The organism is Nonomuraea sp. NPDC005650 (assembly GCF_040605375.1).
In the GTDB taxonomy this organism is placed as follows: domain Bacteria; phylum Actinomycetota; class Actinomycetes; order Streptosporangiales; family Streptosporangiaceae; genus Nonomuraea.
In genome coordinates, this window is record NZ_JBEXCR010000002.1 from 57887 (window position 1) to 74198 (window position 16312).

At 70.6% G+C, this 16312-nt stretch carries 14 protein-coding genes; 5 read left to right on the forward strand and 9 right to left on the reverse strand.

What is annotated here, in order from left to right; translation table 11 throughout:
• Window positions 1-21: 21 nt before the first annotated feature.
• The 4 genes from ABZS69_RS03060 to ABZS69_RS03075 are packed head-to-tail and all read right to left on the reverse strand — an operon-like array spanning window position 22 to window position 4075.
• Window positions 22-1059, reverse strand: coding sequence for a LacI family DNA-binding transcriptional regulator (locus ABZS69_RS03060; protein ID WP_355365513.1), 1038 nt, complete (start codon window positions 1057-1059; stop codon window positions 22-24).
• A 37-nt stretch (window positions 1060-1096) separates the two neighbouring features.
• On the reverse strand, window positions 1097-1906 hold the full coding sequence (locus ABZS69_RS03065; RefSeq protein ID WP_355365516.1) for a carbohydrate ABC transporter permease: 810 nt from the start codon (window positions 1904-1906) through the stop codon (window positions 1097-1099).
• Complete coding sequence (locus tag ABZS69_RS03070) at window positions 1903-2844, reverse strand: sugar ABC transporter permease (RefSeq protein WP_355365519.1); 942 nt, start codon at window positions 2842-2844, stop codon at window positions 1903-1905. Before ABZS69_RS03070 ends, ABZS69_RS03065 begins: the two co-directional genes overlap by 4 nt.
• 1 nt (window position 2845) lies before the next feature.
• Window positions 2846-4075 (reverse strand): extracellular solute-binding protein, encoded by a 1230-nt coding sequence (locus ABZS69_RS03075; protein WP_355365522.1) that lies wholly within the window; start codon window positions 4073-4075, stop codon window positions 2846-2848.
• A gap of 256 nt (window positions 4076-4331) precedes the next feature.
• On the opposite strand from ABZS69_RS03075, the gene ABZS69_RS03080 reads away from it, so the two are divergent.
• The gene (locus ABZS69_RS03080) at window positions 4332-5885 is read left to right on the forward strand and encodes a hypothetical protein (RefSeq protein WP_355365525.1); all 1554 of its coding nucleotides are present in this window, start codon (window positions 4332-4334) and stop codon (window positions 5883-5885) included.
• Between the two features lie 22 nt (window positions 5886-5907).
• Here ABZS69_RS03080 and ABZS69_RS03085 read toward each other — a convergent pair whose 3' ends face one another.
• Window positions 5908-7053, reverse strand: coding sequence for an FAD-dependent monooxygenase (locus ABZS69_RS03085; RefSeq protein WP_355365528.1), 1146 nt, complete (start codon window positions 7051-7053; stop codon window positions 5908-5910).
• A gap of 59 nt (window positions 7054-7112) precedes the next feature.
• Between ABZS69_RS03085 and ABZS69_RS03090 the strand changes: the two genes are divergently transcribed.
• The gene (locus tag ABZS69_RS03090; protein WP_355365531.1) at window positions 7113-7724 is read left to right on the forward strand and encodes a TetR family transcriptional regulator; all 612 of its coding nucleotides are present in this window, start codon (window positions 7113-7115) and stop codon (window positions 7722-7724) included.
• Between the two features lie 178 nt (window positions 7725-7902).
• Window positions 7903-8109 carry a cold-shock protein gene (locus ABZS69_RS03095; RefSeq protein ID WP_355365534.1) on the forward strand — a complete coding sequence of 69 codons (207 nt, stop codon included), beginning with the start codon at window positions 7903-7905 and terminating at the stop codon, window positions 8107-8109.
• A 64-nt stretch (window positions 8110-8173) separates the two neighbouring features.
• Here the strand turns inward: ABZS69_RS03095 and ABZS69_RS03100 are convergent, their stop codons facing one another.
• The 3 genes from ABZS69_RS03100 to ABZS69_RS03110 form a co-directional block, all read right to left on the reverse strand.
• The gene (locus tag ABZS69_RS03100; protein ID WP_355365537.1) at window positions 8174-10024 is read right to left on the reverse strand and encodes a hypothetical protein; all 1851 of its coding nucleotides are present in this window, start codon (window positions 10022-10024) and stop codon (window positions 8174-8176) included.
• Window positions 10025-10095: 71 nt separating this feature from the next.
• Window positions 10096-11886, reverse strand: coding sequence for an ABC transporter ATP-binding protein (locus ABZS69_RS03105; protein ID WP_355365540.1), 1791 nt, complete (start codon window positions 11884-11886; stop codon window positions 10096-10098).
• Window positions 11887-12033: 147 nt separating this feature from the next.
• Complete coding sequence (locus ABZS69_RS03110) at window positions 12034-13455, reverse strand: phosphatidylinositol-specific phospholipase C domain-containing protein (protein ID WP_355365543.1); 1422 nt, start codon at window positions 13453-13455, stop codon at window positions 12034-12036.
• A 116-nt stretch (window positions 13456-13571) separates the two neighbouring features.
• Here ABZS69_RS03110 and ABZS69_RS03115 point away from each other — a divergent pair, with 116 nt between their 5' ends.
• A complete protein-coding gene (locus ABZS69_RS03115; RefSeq protein WP_355365546.1) occupies window positions 13572-14564 on the forward strand; it encodes an aldo/keto reductase in 993 nt (330 codons plus the stop codon).
• Window positions 14565-14613: 49 nt separating this feature from the next.
• On the forward strand, window positions 14614-15693 hold the full coding sequence (locus tag ABZS69_RS03120) for a M20 family metallopeptidase (protein ID WP_355365549.1): 1080 nt from the start codon (window positions 14614-14616) through the stop codon (window positions 15691-15693).
• Window positions 15694-15725: 32 nt separating this feature from the next.
• On the opposite strand, the gene ABZS69_RS03125 is transcribed toward ABZS69_RS03120, so the two are convergent.
• Window positions 15726-16241, reverse strand: coding sequence for a GNAT family N-acetyltransferase (locus tag ABZS69_RS03125; RefSeq protein ID WP_355365552.1), 516 nt, complete (start codon window positions 16239-16241; stop codon window positions 15726-15728).
• Window positions 16242-16312: the final 71 nt, after the last annotated feature.

Below are 16312 nucleotides of genomic sequence, written 5' to 3' on the forward strand. Positions count from 1 at the left end.
AACGACTGGACATATTCAACGTTACGTACGGTGCGTGATCATGTCAACGGTGCCGGTCGACTCGCGGGCCACGACCGTGAAGCGGCTGACGAACTCGCGCGCGACCTCCCGCCTCTTGCCCTTCTCCGTGATCCGCTTGACCAGGAACCGCACGGCCGTGCCGGCCATCAGCTGGTGGTCGGGGTCGATCGACGACAGGGAGGGCACGGTGTAGGCGCCTTCGGCGATGTTGTCGAAGCCGATGACCTTCACCTCGTCGGGCACACGTACCCCCCGGTCGGCCAGCCCGCGCAGCACCCCGATCGCCACCGTGTCGGTCACGCAGAACACGCCGTCGAAGTCCACCCCGTCGTCCACCAGGCGCCGGGCCGCGGCGGCCCCGCCCTCCATCGTGAACTGCGAGGTCGGAGCCACGAGCCGCGGGTCCGACGCGATGCCGGCCTCGTCGAGCGCCTCGCGGTAGCCGGCGTAGCGCAGGCTGGAGACGTTGACCTCCTCGCCCTGGGCGCCACCGTCGACGAGCGCGATGCGGCGGCAGCCCCGCTCGATCAGGTGGGCGGTGGCGGCGCGGGCGCCTTCGACGTTGGGCATGGCGACGTGGTCCACGGGCCCGTCGAAGATGCGCTCCCCCAGGATGACGATGGGGTAGTCGACCTTGAGCAGGTCGGTGTCGGTCGGCCCGAGCCCGACGGTGCTGAGGATGAGCCCGTCGTAGAGGCGGTTGCGCGACAGGGCGAGCGCGTCCAGCTCGCCCTCGCGCGAGGCGCCGGTCTGCTCGATGGCCACCTTGAGGTTGTGCCGGGCCGCCGCCGCGATGATCTCGGCCGCGAGCTGCCCGAAGTACGGCCGGTCCACCTCGGGCACGGCGAGCCCGATCGTGCCGGTCCGCCCGGTACGGAGGTTGCGTGCCGCCACGTTGACCCGGTAGTCGAGGTCGGTGATGGCCTGCAGCACGCGTGCCCGCGTCTCGCTCCTGACATGGGGGTGATCGTTGAGCACGTGGGACACGGTCATCGCGGACACGCCCGCGGCCCTGGCCACGTCCTGGATCGTCACCATTCCCGGATCACCCGCACGGCCCGCATCCTCTCACGCGTCAACCCTTGACGCTCCCTCGCAGCAGCCCGTTGACGATGTGACGCTGCATCGCCACGAAGAAGATCACGACGGGGGTCAGCACGATCACGCTGAGCGTCATGAACGCCGGCCAGTCCACCCCGAACTCCCCGACCGCCTTGTAGACCTGCAGGACCAGCGTCTGCTTGTCGGGCGAGCTGATGAACACGTTCGGCGTGATGAAGTCGTTCCAGATCCACATGGTCTGGAACACGCCGACCGTGATGAGGATGGGCCGAATGAGCGGCAGCACGATCCGCCAGTAGATCTGCCACGGGCCCGCCCCGTCGATGCGCGCCGCCTCGAAGATCGAGATCGGCAGTGACCGCAGGTAGCCCTGGATGAGGAAGTAGCAGAAGATCGAGCCGGCGGCGTACAGGAAGATGAGCCCTTCGAGGCTGTCGACCAGCCGCAGCTGCACGAGAATCCGGTAGACCGGGATGAGCGTGGCCTGCCCCGGCACCAGGAACGCGATCACGAGCAGCGCGCCGGCCACCCGGTTGACCAGGGTCTTGCGCAGCAGCATCGCGTACGCCGCCATCGACCCGATGATCAGCATGATCACGATGGAGACGGCGGTGACGTACAGCGTGTTGAGGAAGGACTGCAGGATCGGCGTGCTCTCGAAGACCCGTGCGTAGTTGCCGAGGTAGAGGCTCGTCGGCGGCGCGAGCGGCGAGGCCGAGGTCTCCCGCTGCGTCTTGAACGTGTTGACGACGATGTAGTAGAACGGCACGCCGACCAGCGCGGCGGCGAGGATCATCCCGAGGCTGAGCAGCGGCCTTCTCATGACAGGCGCCCTTCGAGCCGGCTCGACAGGACCAGCTGGACGGCCACGATCGCGCCGACGACCAGCATGAAGACCACCGCCAGCGCCGACGCCTGGCCGAACTTGGCCTGCGCGATGCCGCTCTGGATGATCGACTGGGTGATGGTGAACGTGGCGTACCCGGGGCCGCCCTTGGTGAGGGTGTAGGGCAGGTCGTAGACCTTCAGGCCGCCGGTCATCAGCAGCAGCGAGCTGATGGTGACGGCCGGCGCGAGCAGCGGCAGCGTGATGGAGAAGAACGACTGGCGCGGCGAGGCGCCGTCGACCCGCGCGGCCTCGTAGTAGTCGTCGGGGATCGACTGCAGGTACGCCAGGTAGAGGATGGCGTGCCAGCCGGTGGACGACCAGACGGCGACCAGGATGACCGACAGCTGGGCCAGGGTGCCGTTCGACAGCCACGGCACGGGGCCGAGCCCGGCCACCGCGTCGAGGGTCCAGTTGATCGCGCCCGAGCCGAGCGGCGACAGGATGAACGCCCACACCAGGCCGAGGATCGCGATGCTGGGGATGGCGGGGAAGAAGAAGACGGCCCGCACCACGTTCCTGCCGAAGAAGCGCCGGTTGAGCAGCACCGCCAGCGGGATCGCCAGCAGGGTGACGATCACCGTGGTGCCGATCGCGAACACCAGCGTGAACCCCAGCCCGGCCAGCATCGACGGGTCCGAGAAGATCCTGCGGTAGTTCTCCAGCCCGACGAAGTTGACCTCCGTCGAGTAACCGTTGAAGTCGGTGACGCTGAAGTAGAACGACTGCGCCAGCGGGATCGCGAACAGCACCGCGAACACGATCCCGATCGGCACCAGGAACGCCTGCAGCCGCAGGCCCTCCAGCCGCTTCGGCGAGATCAGCCAGGACAGGGCGCCCGTCGCGGCGGGCGCCCTCGTGCCGAACGCGGTCATGTCAGCTCTGGCCCTTGAGCCGGTCGTCGAGCGCCGCGGCCACGTCGGCCGGCTGTTTCTGGCCCTGTGCCATCAGCTGGAGCTGCGCCACCGCCTCGGTGTTGAGCGCGTCCTGCACCCGTGGCCAGGCGATCTGCGGCAGGTAGAAGGTGCCCTCCTTGAGCGCCGCCAGGTTGGGCTCCAGCACCTTGTCGATCTCGGGCGTGACGTCCGACGTGGTGGTCATGGCCGCCGTCTGCTTGTTGAAGAGCGTGACGCCTTCCTTGCCGCCGAGGTACGTCAGGAACGCCTCGGCCTCCTTCTCGTGCTCGGTCTTGGCGTTGATGGCGTAACCGGGCGAGGCCGCCCCCGACCAGAACGGCTTGCCGTCGGGCGTCGGCACGCCGACGAAGGCCATGTTCATCTTCGGCGCCTTCTCCCGCAGCGTGGACACGTTCCACGGGCCCGCGGAGATCATCGCGACGCGGCCGTTGGCGAACTCGTCCACGATCTGGTCGCCGGACAGGCCCACGACGTCCTTGCTCATGACCCCGCTGGTGAACAGCTGGTTGAAGTTCGTCAGCGGCCCGAGCCACAGGTCCCCGAACTTCTTCTTGCCCGCGAAGATCTGCGCGTCGACGTCGCCGCCCTGGCGGGCGTTCTCGCTGCCGACCAGGGCGGCGAGGGTGAGCGGCATGCCCGTCACCGAGTCGTAGTACGGCGTCAGGCCCGCCGCCTTGAGCTTCTGGCACAGCGCCAGGAAGTCGTCCCACTTGGTGGGGAACTCGGTGACGCCCGCCTTGGCGAGCAGGTCCTTGTTGTAGAGGATGCCGGCGGACCACGACGAGATCGACATGCCGTACGCCTTGCCGTCCTGGGAGTAGGTCGCGGTGTTGAACTTCGACATGTTCGCCAGGTACGGCTTGCCGGTCAGGTCCTTGACGAAGCCGCCCTGGATGAGGTTCGTCTTGTTCTCCGCCGCGATCGCGAACACGTCCGCGGCGGTGCCCGAGACGAGCCGGGTCTGCAGTGTCGAGATGTACTCCGCCACGGGCGGCGCCGTGGAGAACTCGACGTCGATGGTGGGATTCTGCTTCTCGAAGGCCTCGATGATCGGTTTCATCGACTGCTCGTTGTCCCAGGAGAAGAAGGTCAGCTTGGTCTTCCCGCCGCCTTCGCTCCCCGAGCCGCATCCGGCCAGGACCAGGACGGCAGCCGCCAGGACCGCGGCCGATCTTGTGAGCAGGGGCATCGCGCACCTCTTACTTCGGGGGATGGAGGTCCAGCCCTTCGTACGCTGGGGGGTTGTATCGATAAAACATGTATCGACACAAATCGCAGCGTGTCAAGAGCGCGTTACCGAACGCTCAGCACGCCGGACGTCCGTCAGTGAGCGCGAGCCCCCGTCCAGCGCTGTAACGATAAGAAGCCTCTTGCGGAAAGGACGGTCGCCCCGGCATCATGCCGACCATGACCATCTCATGGAAGGGCGGCCACCGCCCGGGCCGATGAGCCCCCGCTCGTGGCGGCCGGGCGACGACCGGCCCAGCTTCCTCGCCCACGCGCTGACCATGTCCGCCAGCTACGGCCCCGGCCCCTGGCCCGCGACCGACCTGTCGGACGAGCCTGCCCGCCCATCGGGCGGCGTGTTCATCTCCAGCACCGTGATGGACGGCATCCGCTCCCATCACTCCGGACCCCACGGCGACGACACCACCGTCGAAGAGGTCGCCGACCTCCTGCACACGCTCACCGCGTCGCCGACGCCCGAGCTGATGTCGCGCCTGCACGACCTCCTGGCCGAGTCCCAGGCACTCGACCTCGCCGACGATCTCCTCACCGAGCTCGGACGCCGGCGACTGCCCGGCGACCGGCTGCGCGCCATCGGCCGGGACCTCGCCGAGTACGGCACCCGCCGCGAGGCCACCAAGATCGGCATCGCGCTGGTGGGCGCCTGCGGCGACGAACGGGACCGCGACCTGCTGCTCCTGCTCGGCGCCCTCGAAGAGTTCACCCTGTACGCCGTGGTCGCGCTGATGCGCGGCCAGCCCGACGGCCACCGGGCGGTGTACGAGCTGGCCCGCCGGGTCGACGGGTGGGGCCGCATCCACGCCGTCGAACGACTGCGGGACTGCGACGATCCCGAGATCCGGGACTGGCTGCTGCGCGAGGGCTGGCGCAACGCCGTCATGGACGAGTACCTCGCGCCCATCGCCGCCACGACCGGCGGCCTGTACGCCGCCCTCCTCGACCCGGCCCCCGACGACGACCTCCTCGCATCGGCGGGCGGCGTGCTGGCCACGCTGGTGCGGGGCGAGGACGGCCCGACCACCGGGATCTCCCGCTATGCCGACGCCGTGCCCGCCCTGGCCCGCTTCGCCGACCTGGCGGCGGGCCGCGAGGCGACGCTCGGACTGGTGAACAACAGCCTCACCATCAGGGCGTACCTCCACGGCGACGATCTCCGCTGGCCGGAGGGTGACGTACGGGCCCTGCGCCGGCGCTACGACGAGCTGGCCGGCCGGGACGACTGGCGGACACTGGTGCTCACTCGCCTGGCCGAGCCGGGCACGGACCTCTTCCGAGCCGCCCTGAACGCCGCCGAACGCCTGGCGCTCCCGGCCGTCCCCGAGGTGATCGCGCACCTGCGGATCCAGCCCGACGACCTCTACTGCTGGCACACCGCCATCGGCATGGCCGATCACGCCCAGGCCGCCCAGGTGGTGGCGACCGCGCTGGAGTTCCTGCCGGTGGACGAGCTCGCCAACGGACCCGGCACGGAGCTCGGGTTCGGGCCAGGATACGAGGCCGAGATGGTCCTGGAGGCCGTGCTGGCCGGCTTGGGCAGGCACCCAGGCGTCGGGATCCCCCTGATCCGGGCGGCTCTGGGCAACCGCGTCACCCGGCTGCGCTGGGGCGCGTTGCGCGCCTTGTCCGGATGGCCGGAGGTGCCCGACGAGGCGCTCGGCTGGATGCGCGCGGCCGCCGACGCGGAGCCCCACCCCGAGCTCCGCGAGGAGCTGCGAACCTTCGCCGACACCAGAGGAGGCGGGGAGCGCTAGGCCCGCCGGAGGGTGGGGAGCGCTAGGCCTGCCAGAGGGCGGCGAGCTGGCGGGTGGCCAGCCTGGACGGGATGGCGCGCAGCAGCGTGTCGCGCAGCCAGGCGGCGAGGCCGGTCTGGGAGGTCAGCCGCGATTGCCGGGACGCCGCCCGCATCATGCGGTTGGCGCTGGGCCTGCGCTCGGCGTCGTAGCGCAGGAGCCGCTGGGCGGCGTCCGCCGGCCCGGCGCCGGTCAGGTGGCGGGTGAGCGCGGCAGCGTCCTCGAAGGCCTGGCTGGCGCCCTGGCCGAGGTCGGGTGGCATGGCGTGCGCGGCGTCGCCGAGGAGCGCGATCCGGCCGGCCGCGAACGAGGGCAGGGGTTCGGCCAGGCGGGTGATCGGGTCGACGTAGATGTCGCCGGGCGGAGTGGCCTCGATCAGGGCCGTGACGAGGGGGTGCCAGTCGGCCATCAGGGACAGCAGCTGCCGGCGGGCCTCGCTCGCGCCGGGCGGCGTGCCGTTCAGGACGGAGTCGGTGAACCAGTACAGGCGGCTCTCGCCGACGGGGAACAGGCCGAACATCGCCCCGCTGCGACGGTCGACCAGCTGGCTGGCCAGCAGCTCAGCGGCCAGGCCGGGCGGACGGGGCAACATGCCGCGCAGGTCCATCCGGCCCGTCCGCCGCAGCCCGGGGTGGCCGGGGAAGAGCTGTGCGCGCAGCCTGCTGCCGATGCCGTCGGCGGCGATCACGGCGTCCGCTCTCGCGACGGGGTTTCCGTCGCTGATCACGGTCACCCCGGTGGCGTCGGGCTCCAGGCGCTCGACCGGGGTCGCGGTCCGCACCAGGCCGGGGGGCAGCGGGGCACGCAGCACCCGGTGCAGCTCCGCCCGGTCGACGATGGCGGGCGCCCCGATCTCCTGCTGCGCCTGGGCCAGGTCGGTGATCAGCAGCGGCCGGCCGCGCCAGTCGCGCAATCCCCCGTGGGTCGCGCGCACGACGTGCCCGCGGACGTCCTCGGCCAGCCCCACCGAGTCCAGAGCGCGAAGCCCGTTGGGCATGACCACGATCCCGGTGCCGGCCTCCCGCAGCTCGGCGCCCCGTTCGAGGAGTGTCACCTCATGGCCCACGCGGTGCAGCCCCACCGCGGCCGCCACTCCTCCGAGCCCGGCGCCGACCACCACGACCCTCATGGGACCTCCTCGACCATTCACTACGATCGTACTAGTACGGATATTGGTACCATGGCCGCATGCCGCCCACCAATCCGGCCCGTCGCCAGGCCCTGGCCGACGCCGCCATCGAGCTGCTGGCCTCCTCGGGCGTGCACGGGCTGACCCATCGCACGGTGGAGAAGGCGGCGGACCTCCCGCCGGGGACGGCCTCCAACTATTTCCGCAACCGCGAGGCGCTGCTGGTGGCCGCCGCGGAGCGCATCGCCGAGCTGCACCACGCCGACACCGACCGGGCCATCACGCGGCCCGCGACGCTGGTCGACCTGCTGACGGAGTCGCTGCTCACAGCGGCGACCACCCTGCGCGGCCGCTACCTGGCGATCTTCGAGCTGCAGCTGGAGGCCGCTCGCCGGCCCGCGCTCGCCTCGGCCCTCGCGCGCCTGCAGGACACCGCGCTGCTGGTCACCGCCGGGCACCACGATCAGCTCGGCCTCACCATCGCGCGCGAGAAGGTCCCGGCCATGATCGCGCTCTACGGCGGTGCGCTGTTCACCCTGGTCAGCGCGCCGCCGGGGAGCGTCGGCAGGGACGCCGTCCGCAGCGTGGTCGAGGTCATCGTGTACGGCTGCGCGCCCCCTGAGCCGGGAAAAGGTCAATCGGCGGCAAAAACTAGCGATACACGGCAATGAACGCGAAAACCTCCGTCACCCTGCGCGAGAAGCGTGTGATAGGGTTGCGCGTGTTGCAGTTGCGGTACCCATAAAAGACTTTGTGCGCGCCCGCCGAATACGATCTACGGGCGCGCTTTTGTTTGCCGGTAATTTCCGGATGGGTCAGGTTCTCTGCACTTATCCAAAGGAGATCAGCATGGCTACCGGAACCGTGAAGTGGTTCAACTCTGAAAAGGGCTTCGGCTTCATCGCGCAGGACGGCGGCGGCGCCGACGTCTTCGCGCACTACTCCAACATCGTGTCCAACGGCGGCTACCGTGAGCTGAGCGAGGGGCAGAAGGTGTCCTTCGACATCGTCCAGGGCCAGAAGGGCCCGCAGGCGGAGAACATCGTCCCCGCCTGACACGGCACGCACGTCTGAGACCGGGCTCGCTTGCGGGCCCGGTCTCTGCGTTTTTCCCAAGAATTCACTTTTCCGCCGCGCCGCGATATTGGGCGGCGAGGGCGATCGTCTGCTGCGCGGTGTACGGGTCGAAAGTACGCAGCGCCCTGGGGTCGAGCGCGGCCAGCATTCGCGCGGCCTGTGCGGGGTCTCCGTCGCGGCGGACGTACTCGTCGTCCTGGAACCGGATCGTCGGCCGGGCGGCGTCGAGCGCGGCGGTCCGGACGATCGACGCCACGACGGGATCGTGGATCCCGGTCTCGGCCTGGCGGCGCTCGCGTACCCCTTCCAGCGCTTCGCCCGCCGAGGCGAGGGCGGCGCTGCCGCCGAGGGCGAACCACGCGCCCACGTCCGGCGCCCGCAGCACCTCCGCGTCGCGCTCCTCCGCCACGCCCAGCGGGGGTGTGACGCGGACGCGCAGCGGCTCGCCGGTGACCACCCACTGCACGGGCTCGCCCGCCGGATCGCGGGCGGGGATGGCGAGGACCGGCGTGATGTCGTATTCGCCAGGTTCGGCGAAGGTGAAACCGGCCGAGCCGAAGGTGAGGTTGACGTTGTTGCTGATCGCCCCGCCGGGCGGGAGGGTGAGCTTGGCGGTGGAGTCCATGGCCGCCATGCACCGCTGGGCGATCGGCGTGAACGCGGTCACGTCCTCCGGATCGGTGCGGCGGCGCACCAGGATCTCCAGCGGCCCGGCCTTCGGGTCGAGCACCCAGCGCTCCACCTCCAGGTCCGCCCCCGTGCGGTTCTCCAGGGTGACCTTGAGGAACACCGGCTGGCCGAAGGCGAAGACCGGCCCGGAGTCGGGGGCGTCGAGCGTCAGCCGGTATCCGTCGAACGGGATCTCCGGCGCGTACGGCGAGTGCCCGCCGCCCCCGTCGGCCCAGTAGCGGACGGTGTGGAAGGGCTCTCCCCCGGGGATCAGCGACGTCAACGGCCCGTGCCGAAGAAATGTCAGTTCGTCGGCGTCGAAGGTGAACGCGAACTCCCGCCAGTAGTCCTGCTCGTGCCCGCCGCCCAGGTATCGCCAGTCGTAGTTCATGAAGGAGGTCGAGTCGGCCCGGCCGACCACGCGCTCGAAGCGGTGCGCGAGGTTGAGCGCGTGCCCGAGCTCGTGGACGATAGTCCTGATGATCTTCTGATCCCTGGTCGCGCCCTGGAACCCGGCGGTGAAGACCGCCGCGCCCTGCCGCTGGAGCAGCCCTTCGGCGTCGAACATCACGCCGGCCAGCCCGGGGATGGCCGCCCTGGACAGCAGGAGCAGGTGCAGCTCCCACGCCCTGGCGCGCAGCGACGCGTCGCCCGTGATGAGCATGAGATCGCTCAGCATGGTGTAGAGCTGCGAGTCGTCCCACGCTCCGGCGATCCCGGCGGGGATGGAGCTCTGCCGCCCGACCTCCTTGACCGCGAACCCGGCGCCCCGCAGGCAGCCGTTGACCGTGCGCTCCACGCCCTGGAAGATCACCGGGCTCGGCGCCGGGACGTTCTGCTCCAGCTCGATCTCCAGGCCCAGCTCGCGCAGCGCGTCGTCTTTGTGCTCGGCCGGGACGACCACCTCGGTCCGGGTGGGCAGCCCGTTCAGCGGGGCGTCGAGGGTGAACGTGACCGTCACGCCGTCGGTCTCCGCCTGGGCCAGGGCCAGCGATCCCGTCGTCTTGTTCGCCGGACCGGCCTGCCAGATCGCCGGCCACGTGCCGTCGTCGAGCGCGACCTTGGTGCCGGGAGCGGTGCGCGCCGACGCCAGGTACGTCTTCCGCCCGCCGTCCGGTGCGACCTGGAACACGTCCGCGCTGATCACCCCCGAACCGCCCACGTCCACCCGCAGCGTGACCGAGATGCCGCCGCTCTGCCCCTCGTAGCGTCCGTCCCTGATCATGGGATCTCCTCGACCGTCGAATGCTCCGATCCCACGATGCGGCGGGAGGGCGGGGATGGCATGAGTAACCCCTACTCAACCGCCGCCTCGGCGACGGAGCGCTCGTCGTCCATCAGGAAGCCGCCGGACTGGTGGCGCCAGAGCCGGGCGTAGGGGCCTTCAGCCTGGAGCAGCTCGCCGTGGGTGCCCTGCTCCACGATGCATCCCCGGTTGAGCACGACCAGCTGGTCCATGCGGACGACCGTGCTCAGGCGGTGGGCGACCACGAGCGCGGTGCGGTCGCGCATCAGGTGCCACAGGGCCTCCTGGACGAGGAGCTCGCTCTCGGAGTCGAGGGCGCTGGTGGCCTCGTCCAGCAGCAGGATCGGCGCGTCGCGCAGGATGGCGCGCGCGAGGGCGAGGCGCTGCCGCTGACCGCCGGAGAGCTTGACGCCGCGCTCGCCGACCAGGGTCTCGAACCCGTCGGGCAACGACTCGACGAACTCGGTGACGTGCGCCGCCCGCGCCGCCTCCAGGATCTCGGCGTCGGTGGCGCCCGGCCGGGCGAACGCGATGTTGTCGCGCACCGACCGGTGGAACATGGCGGGCTCCTGGGGGACGTACGCGATGAGGCTGCGCAGGTCGGCCTGGCGCAACCGGGAGATGTCCTGGCCGCCGATCAGGATCCGGCCCTCGTCGACGTCCATGAGGCGCAGCAGCAGCCGGGTGAGGGTGGTCTTGCCGCCGCCGGACTGACCGACCAGCCCGATCTTGGTGCCGCTGGGGATGTCGAGGTCCAGGCACTCGAACAGGGGCGAGCCTTCGGTGTGCGCGAACCTCACCCGCTCGAAGCGGACACTCGAGTCGGCCGGGCGCAGCGGCTGCGGGTCGGGGGGATCCAGCACGGTCGGCGGCACGAGGAGCAGCTCGGTGAACTGGGCGGCCTCGGTGAGCACGCTCTCGATCCGCCGGTAGATCTGGTTGAACTCGAACATGATGCTGATCGTGTTCGAGTAGTAGGAGAACACCACCACGATGGCCTCCACGCCCAGCCCGCCCCGGAGCACCACGGCGAGGAGCAGGCCGACGGCGCTGGTGAGGACCGAGATCGGGGCGACGACCGTGTCCACCCGCAGGTTGCCGTAGTCCCAGGAACGCAGCGTCAGCCGCTGCTGCTCGGCGAGCCTGACCCGGTGCTCGGTGGCTTCGCGGTCCTCGGCGGCGAACGAGCGGACCGTCTCCATGTTGGCCAGCACGTCGGCGACGTGGCCCGACACCAGCACCTTGGCGGCCTCGCGCTTGTCGACCAGCGCCTGGCGGCGGCGGATCAGCGGGGCGACGAGCACGCCGGTGACGAGGATGAGCCCCACGAGGACGAGGACCAGCAGCGGGTGATACTGCCACAGCACGACCGAGGCGAAGAGCAGCGGCACCAGCTTGGCCATGATCGAGAAGGTGAGCAGGTCGGCGAACTCCTCGAACCGGGAGGAGAACCCCAGCACCCGTTTGGTCAGCGACCCGGCGAAGTTGTTGTGGAAGAACGAGGCGTCCTTGATCAACAGCTCGTCCATGCCCACCACGCCGAGCCGCTCGATGCCCCGGGCGTCCGTACGGTTGAGGAAGTGCAGCCCTATCCGCCACAGCACCTCGCCCGCCAGCAGCATGCCGCCGAAGCCGAGCACGTACGGCAGGAGCGCGGAGACCGAGCCGTCCCCGCCCCCGGCCAGATGCCCCACCAGCCCGGCCACCGCCAGCGGCGCCAGGTAGAACAGGCAGATGTTGCCCATCGCCGGCATCGTCATCGCGGGCACCGCGACCCGCCACTGGCGGATCACCTCACCGCTGTAGTAGCGCAGCGCCAGCAGAACCGCCGACTTCCGCACAGACGGAGCAACTTTGGAACTCTGAAGTGATGCGAGCACAGCCATCCGCCCTCCCCGAACGCAGACACCGCCCCGCTCATGCTGCCGTCCGGGGGCACGAGGGGGCGAACGGTTTTCCGGCCGCCGCCCCCTCGTACGAGGCGGAATTTACTGAATTGCGCCGGATTGGGAGAGAAGGTTCTGGTACCAGGTGTCGTACGGGTGGTTGGTCGCCGGGTAGTTGGCGAGCGGGCTGGTCGCGTCGCCCGTCGAGTCGAAGTCCCAGCCGCGTACGAGCCGTCCCGCCTGCCGTGCCGCGGTGATGAACGAGGACTGCGAGGCGGGCGCGGCGTAGAACAGCGCGCCCTCCTGGAGCTCGGCGCTGTCACCCTGCTGGAACTCGTCGAAGGCGACCTGCGGGTAGCTGATGCGGTCGCCGGTGCGCCTGTCGGTGTCGACGCGCAGGGTCTGCGACGGGGTCGGGCCGTCGGCGCCGGTCCACACGCGCACCTGTGACGTGCCGCTGGCCGAGGTGGTCTTGTCGAAGCGGGCGTCGGAGGTCTTGGCGTTGCCGCTCCACGAAACCGTCATCGCGCCGGCGTCGAGCGCGCCGTCCCAGGTCCAGTTCTGGCTGTTGCTCTGGCTCTTGTGGATCTCGCGCAGCTGAGTGCCCGCCGCGTCGGTGAACTTGATCGTCGGCTGGACGCCGTCGTCGTACTTGCGGCTGGCCGACCAGGTGATCTCGCCGTCGGCGCCGAGGCGGCCCACCCGGGTCCACAGCGTCGTCGCGGTCTGGGACTGGTGGACCTCGACGAGGTCGCCGTTGTCGTTCAGTGCGACGGCCGGCGTCACGCCGTTGTCGTACTTGCCGTGGCGCAGCCAGGTCACGCGGCCGTCGGCGCCGTACGTGCCGGACCAGTACCAGAGCGCGCCCGCGCCCGAGTCGTGCACCTCCACGACCTGGCCGCGGCCGTTGATCGCGATGGCCGGGCTGGAGCCGACGTCGCGTTTGTACAGGGTGCGGGTCTTGCTGTCACCGGAGATCAGGGGGAGCACCCGGCCGCGCAGCGCGTCCACCGTGGGCGGGCTCGCCGGGTAGTCCTTGGCCTGGAACAGCCGCGAGCCGAAGACGGAGACGAGCTCCTGGTTGAGAGCCGCGAGGTTGCCGGCGGCGTACGAGGTGTTGTCGGTCAGGTCGTCCTTGATGTCGAGTGCGACGACGATCGGCGCGGCGGTGGGGTGCTGCGCGGACCAGGTGTTGATCGCGTTGAGCCAGTCGCGCAGCAGGTTCGAGGCGGGGTTGCCCGTGTGGTCGACCTGGTCGCCCGGGGAGTCGTGGCCGATGGCGTAGTCGCGGGAGGTGGCGTAGCCGTTGTCGTGGATGTCGAGCTCGATGAAGCGGATGCCGTGGTCGAGCTGGTAGGCGATCGAGTTCTTGGCGCCGGCGACGTTCCCCGAGTAGCTGTTGTGCGTGGCGCGGAAGATCGCCGAGGGTAACGGCTGATCCGCCAGCGCTTCGGCGGGTCCGCCGATCAGCAGCGCGGAGGCGGCGATGGAGAGCACCGACAGGACGGTTCGTGATCGGATCATGCTCTGATCCTCACGTCGAAGATCTTTCCCGACAATACGAATCCGCATAAACACCACGCGTACGTTGCGTTCCCGATCATGGACGGGCCGCGCCGGGCATGTGGTCAACTGGCGGTATGACGGCAGAGAGCTGGGACGGCGGGGACGGAATGGGTGTGCGTGAGCTGGGCCACACCGGGCTGCGGGTGACACCTGTCGGGCTGGGGCTGGCCGCGCTGGGCCGGCCGGCGTACATCACGCTCGGCCGGGAGGAGGATCTCGGCGATGATCGCAGCGTCGCCGCGATGCGGGCCCGGAGCTGGGCGGTCCTGGACGCGGCGCTGGCGGCCGGGGTGCGCTACTTCGACGTGGCCCGCTCCTATGGCCGGGCGGAGGAGTTCCTCGGCGGCTGGCTGCGCGAGCGCGCCATCGCGCCCGGGACGGTGACCGTGGGGTCGAAATGGGGGTACGCCTACGTCGGCGACTGGCGGATGGAGGCCGACCGGCACGAGGTGAAGGAGCTGTCGGCGGGGCAGCTGCGCCGACAGCTCGGCGAGACCCGGGCGCTGCTGGGCGAGCACCTGTCGCTCTACCAGATCCATTCGGCCACCGTGGAGAGCGGCGTGTTCGACGACCAGGGCGTCCTCGCCGAGTTGCGCGAGCTGCGCGCCTCCGGCGTGTCGGTCGGCCTGTCCACGACCGGCCCGCGTCAGGCGGACACCGTCGACCGGGCGATCGAGCTCGGCCTGTTCGACACGGTCCAGACGACCTGGAACCTGCTCGAACCCTCCGCCGGCCCCGCCCTGGACCGGGCCCACCGAGCGGGCCTGGGGGTGATCGTCAAGGAGGGCGTGGCGAACGGCCGCCTGACCGCCCACGCCGCCCCGGACGCGCTCGCCCGCGCCGCCCGGGAACGCGGCCTCACCCCGGACGCCCTGGCCCTGGCCGCCGTCCTGGCCAGGCCGTGGGCCGGGGTGGTGCTGAGCGGGGCCGCCTCGGTGGCACAGCTCCACAGCAATCTCGCCGCGGCGCACGTCGGCTGGGACCCGGAACTGGACGAACGTCTCGCCGCGCTGGCCGAGAAGCCCGAGACCTACTGGGCGACCCGGGGCTCGCTGGCCTGGCAGTGACGCCGCACATCGTATGGGGAAAGTGGATGGCTTCCATGGGAGGAATGCGATGATCGAGCAGATGCTGGTCGACCTGGAAGAACTCGTCCTGCGCGAGTCGTTCTCCGGCGACCTCCCGGCGGTGCGGCACAGCGCCGAGGCGGTCGCCGCCCAGGGCGCCCGGTTGCTCGGCGCCCGGCCCGAGGTGATCGACGGCATCCACCTGCGCTGGAGCTTCGGCACGCCGCGGGTGCTGCTGCTGGGCCACCACGACACGGTCTGGCCGGTGGGCACGCTGGCGCGGATCCCGTGGTCGGTGACGGACGGGATCGTCCGCGGCCCCGGGGTCTTCGACATGAAGGCGGGGCTGGTGCAACTGTTCCACGCGCTGACCCTGCTGCCGGCCCTCGACGGCGTCAGCGTGCTGATCACCGGTGACGAGGAGATCGGCTCGTCGAGCTCGCGCGCGCTGATCGAGGACGCGGCGCGCGGCTGCGCCGCCACGCTCGTGCTGGAGGCCTCGGCCGGCGGCGGCGCGCTCAAGACCGCCCGCAAGGGCACGTCCTGGTACGAGGTCAAGGTGCACGGCAAGGCCGCCCACGCGGGCCTCGAACCGGAGAAGGGCGTCAACGCGGCGATCGAGGCGGCTCACCAGATCCTCGCCCTCGCCGGGCTCGCGGAGCTCGCCGGTGGCGCCGGCACGACCGTCACCCCGACTCTGGTCTGGGCGGGCACGACCGGCAACACCGTCCCTGACGACGCCCAGGTGTCCGTGGACGTACGGGTGCCGACGATCGCCGCGCAGGAACGCGTCGACGAGCTGGTCCGCGGCCTGACCACCAGCCTGCCCGGCGCCCGGCTGGAGGTCCTCGGCGGGCCGAACCGGCCGCCGCTGGAGGCGTCCGCCAGCAGGGAGCTGTTCGACCTCGCGCGCAAGGTGGCCGCCGACCTCGGCATGGAGCCGCTGAGCGGGGCGGCGGTGGGCGGGGCTTCCGACGGCAACCTCACCGCGGCGGTGGGGTGCCCCACCCTCGACGGGCTGGGCGCCGTCGGCGGCGGCGCCCATGCGGACGACGAGCACGTCATCGCGGCCGAAATGCCGGTCCGAGCGCGACTCCTGGCGGGCCTGATCACGGAACTGACCCACTGACGCCAACCGCCACCGCCCGGGCGGGGTTCAGGTCATAGCGTGGCGGCGTAGATCCGTGCCGCCCGATCCCGGTACACGGCCTCGCGCTCCAAAGCGAGGCCGATCTTCTCGGCGACGCGCTGCGAAGGAACGTTGCCGGGGGCGATGATTGCGATGAGCCGGTCGAGCCCGAGGACCTCCCGCGCATGATCGCGGCAGGCCGCCGCCGCCTCGGTCGCGTAGCCGTTCCCCTGGAGCTCTGCCCGGACCAGGTATCCGACCTCGGTGTGGACGACGCCTTCCACGTCCTGCCGGGTCAGGCCGCAGTTACCGACGAACTCGCCGGTGCTCCGAAGTGTGACCAGCCACAGGCCGTGGCCGTGCTCCCGGTAGCCGTGCTGACTCCACCTGATCCAGCCCAGCGCCTCGTCCCGGGTCTTCGGGCGCGGGTAGTGGCGCATGACCTCGCTGTCGCCCAGGAGCGCGGCCATGTCGTCCAGGTCGTCGGGGGTCATCTCCCGGAAGGCGAGGCGTGGTGTCGGCTCGGGAGGACGGCGGTTCGGGCTCACGCGCTTCCTTTCACGAGTGCCATCGATGATCACATCGTTGCGCATCCGGCTGGTCGGCGGGGAGGTCGTGG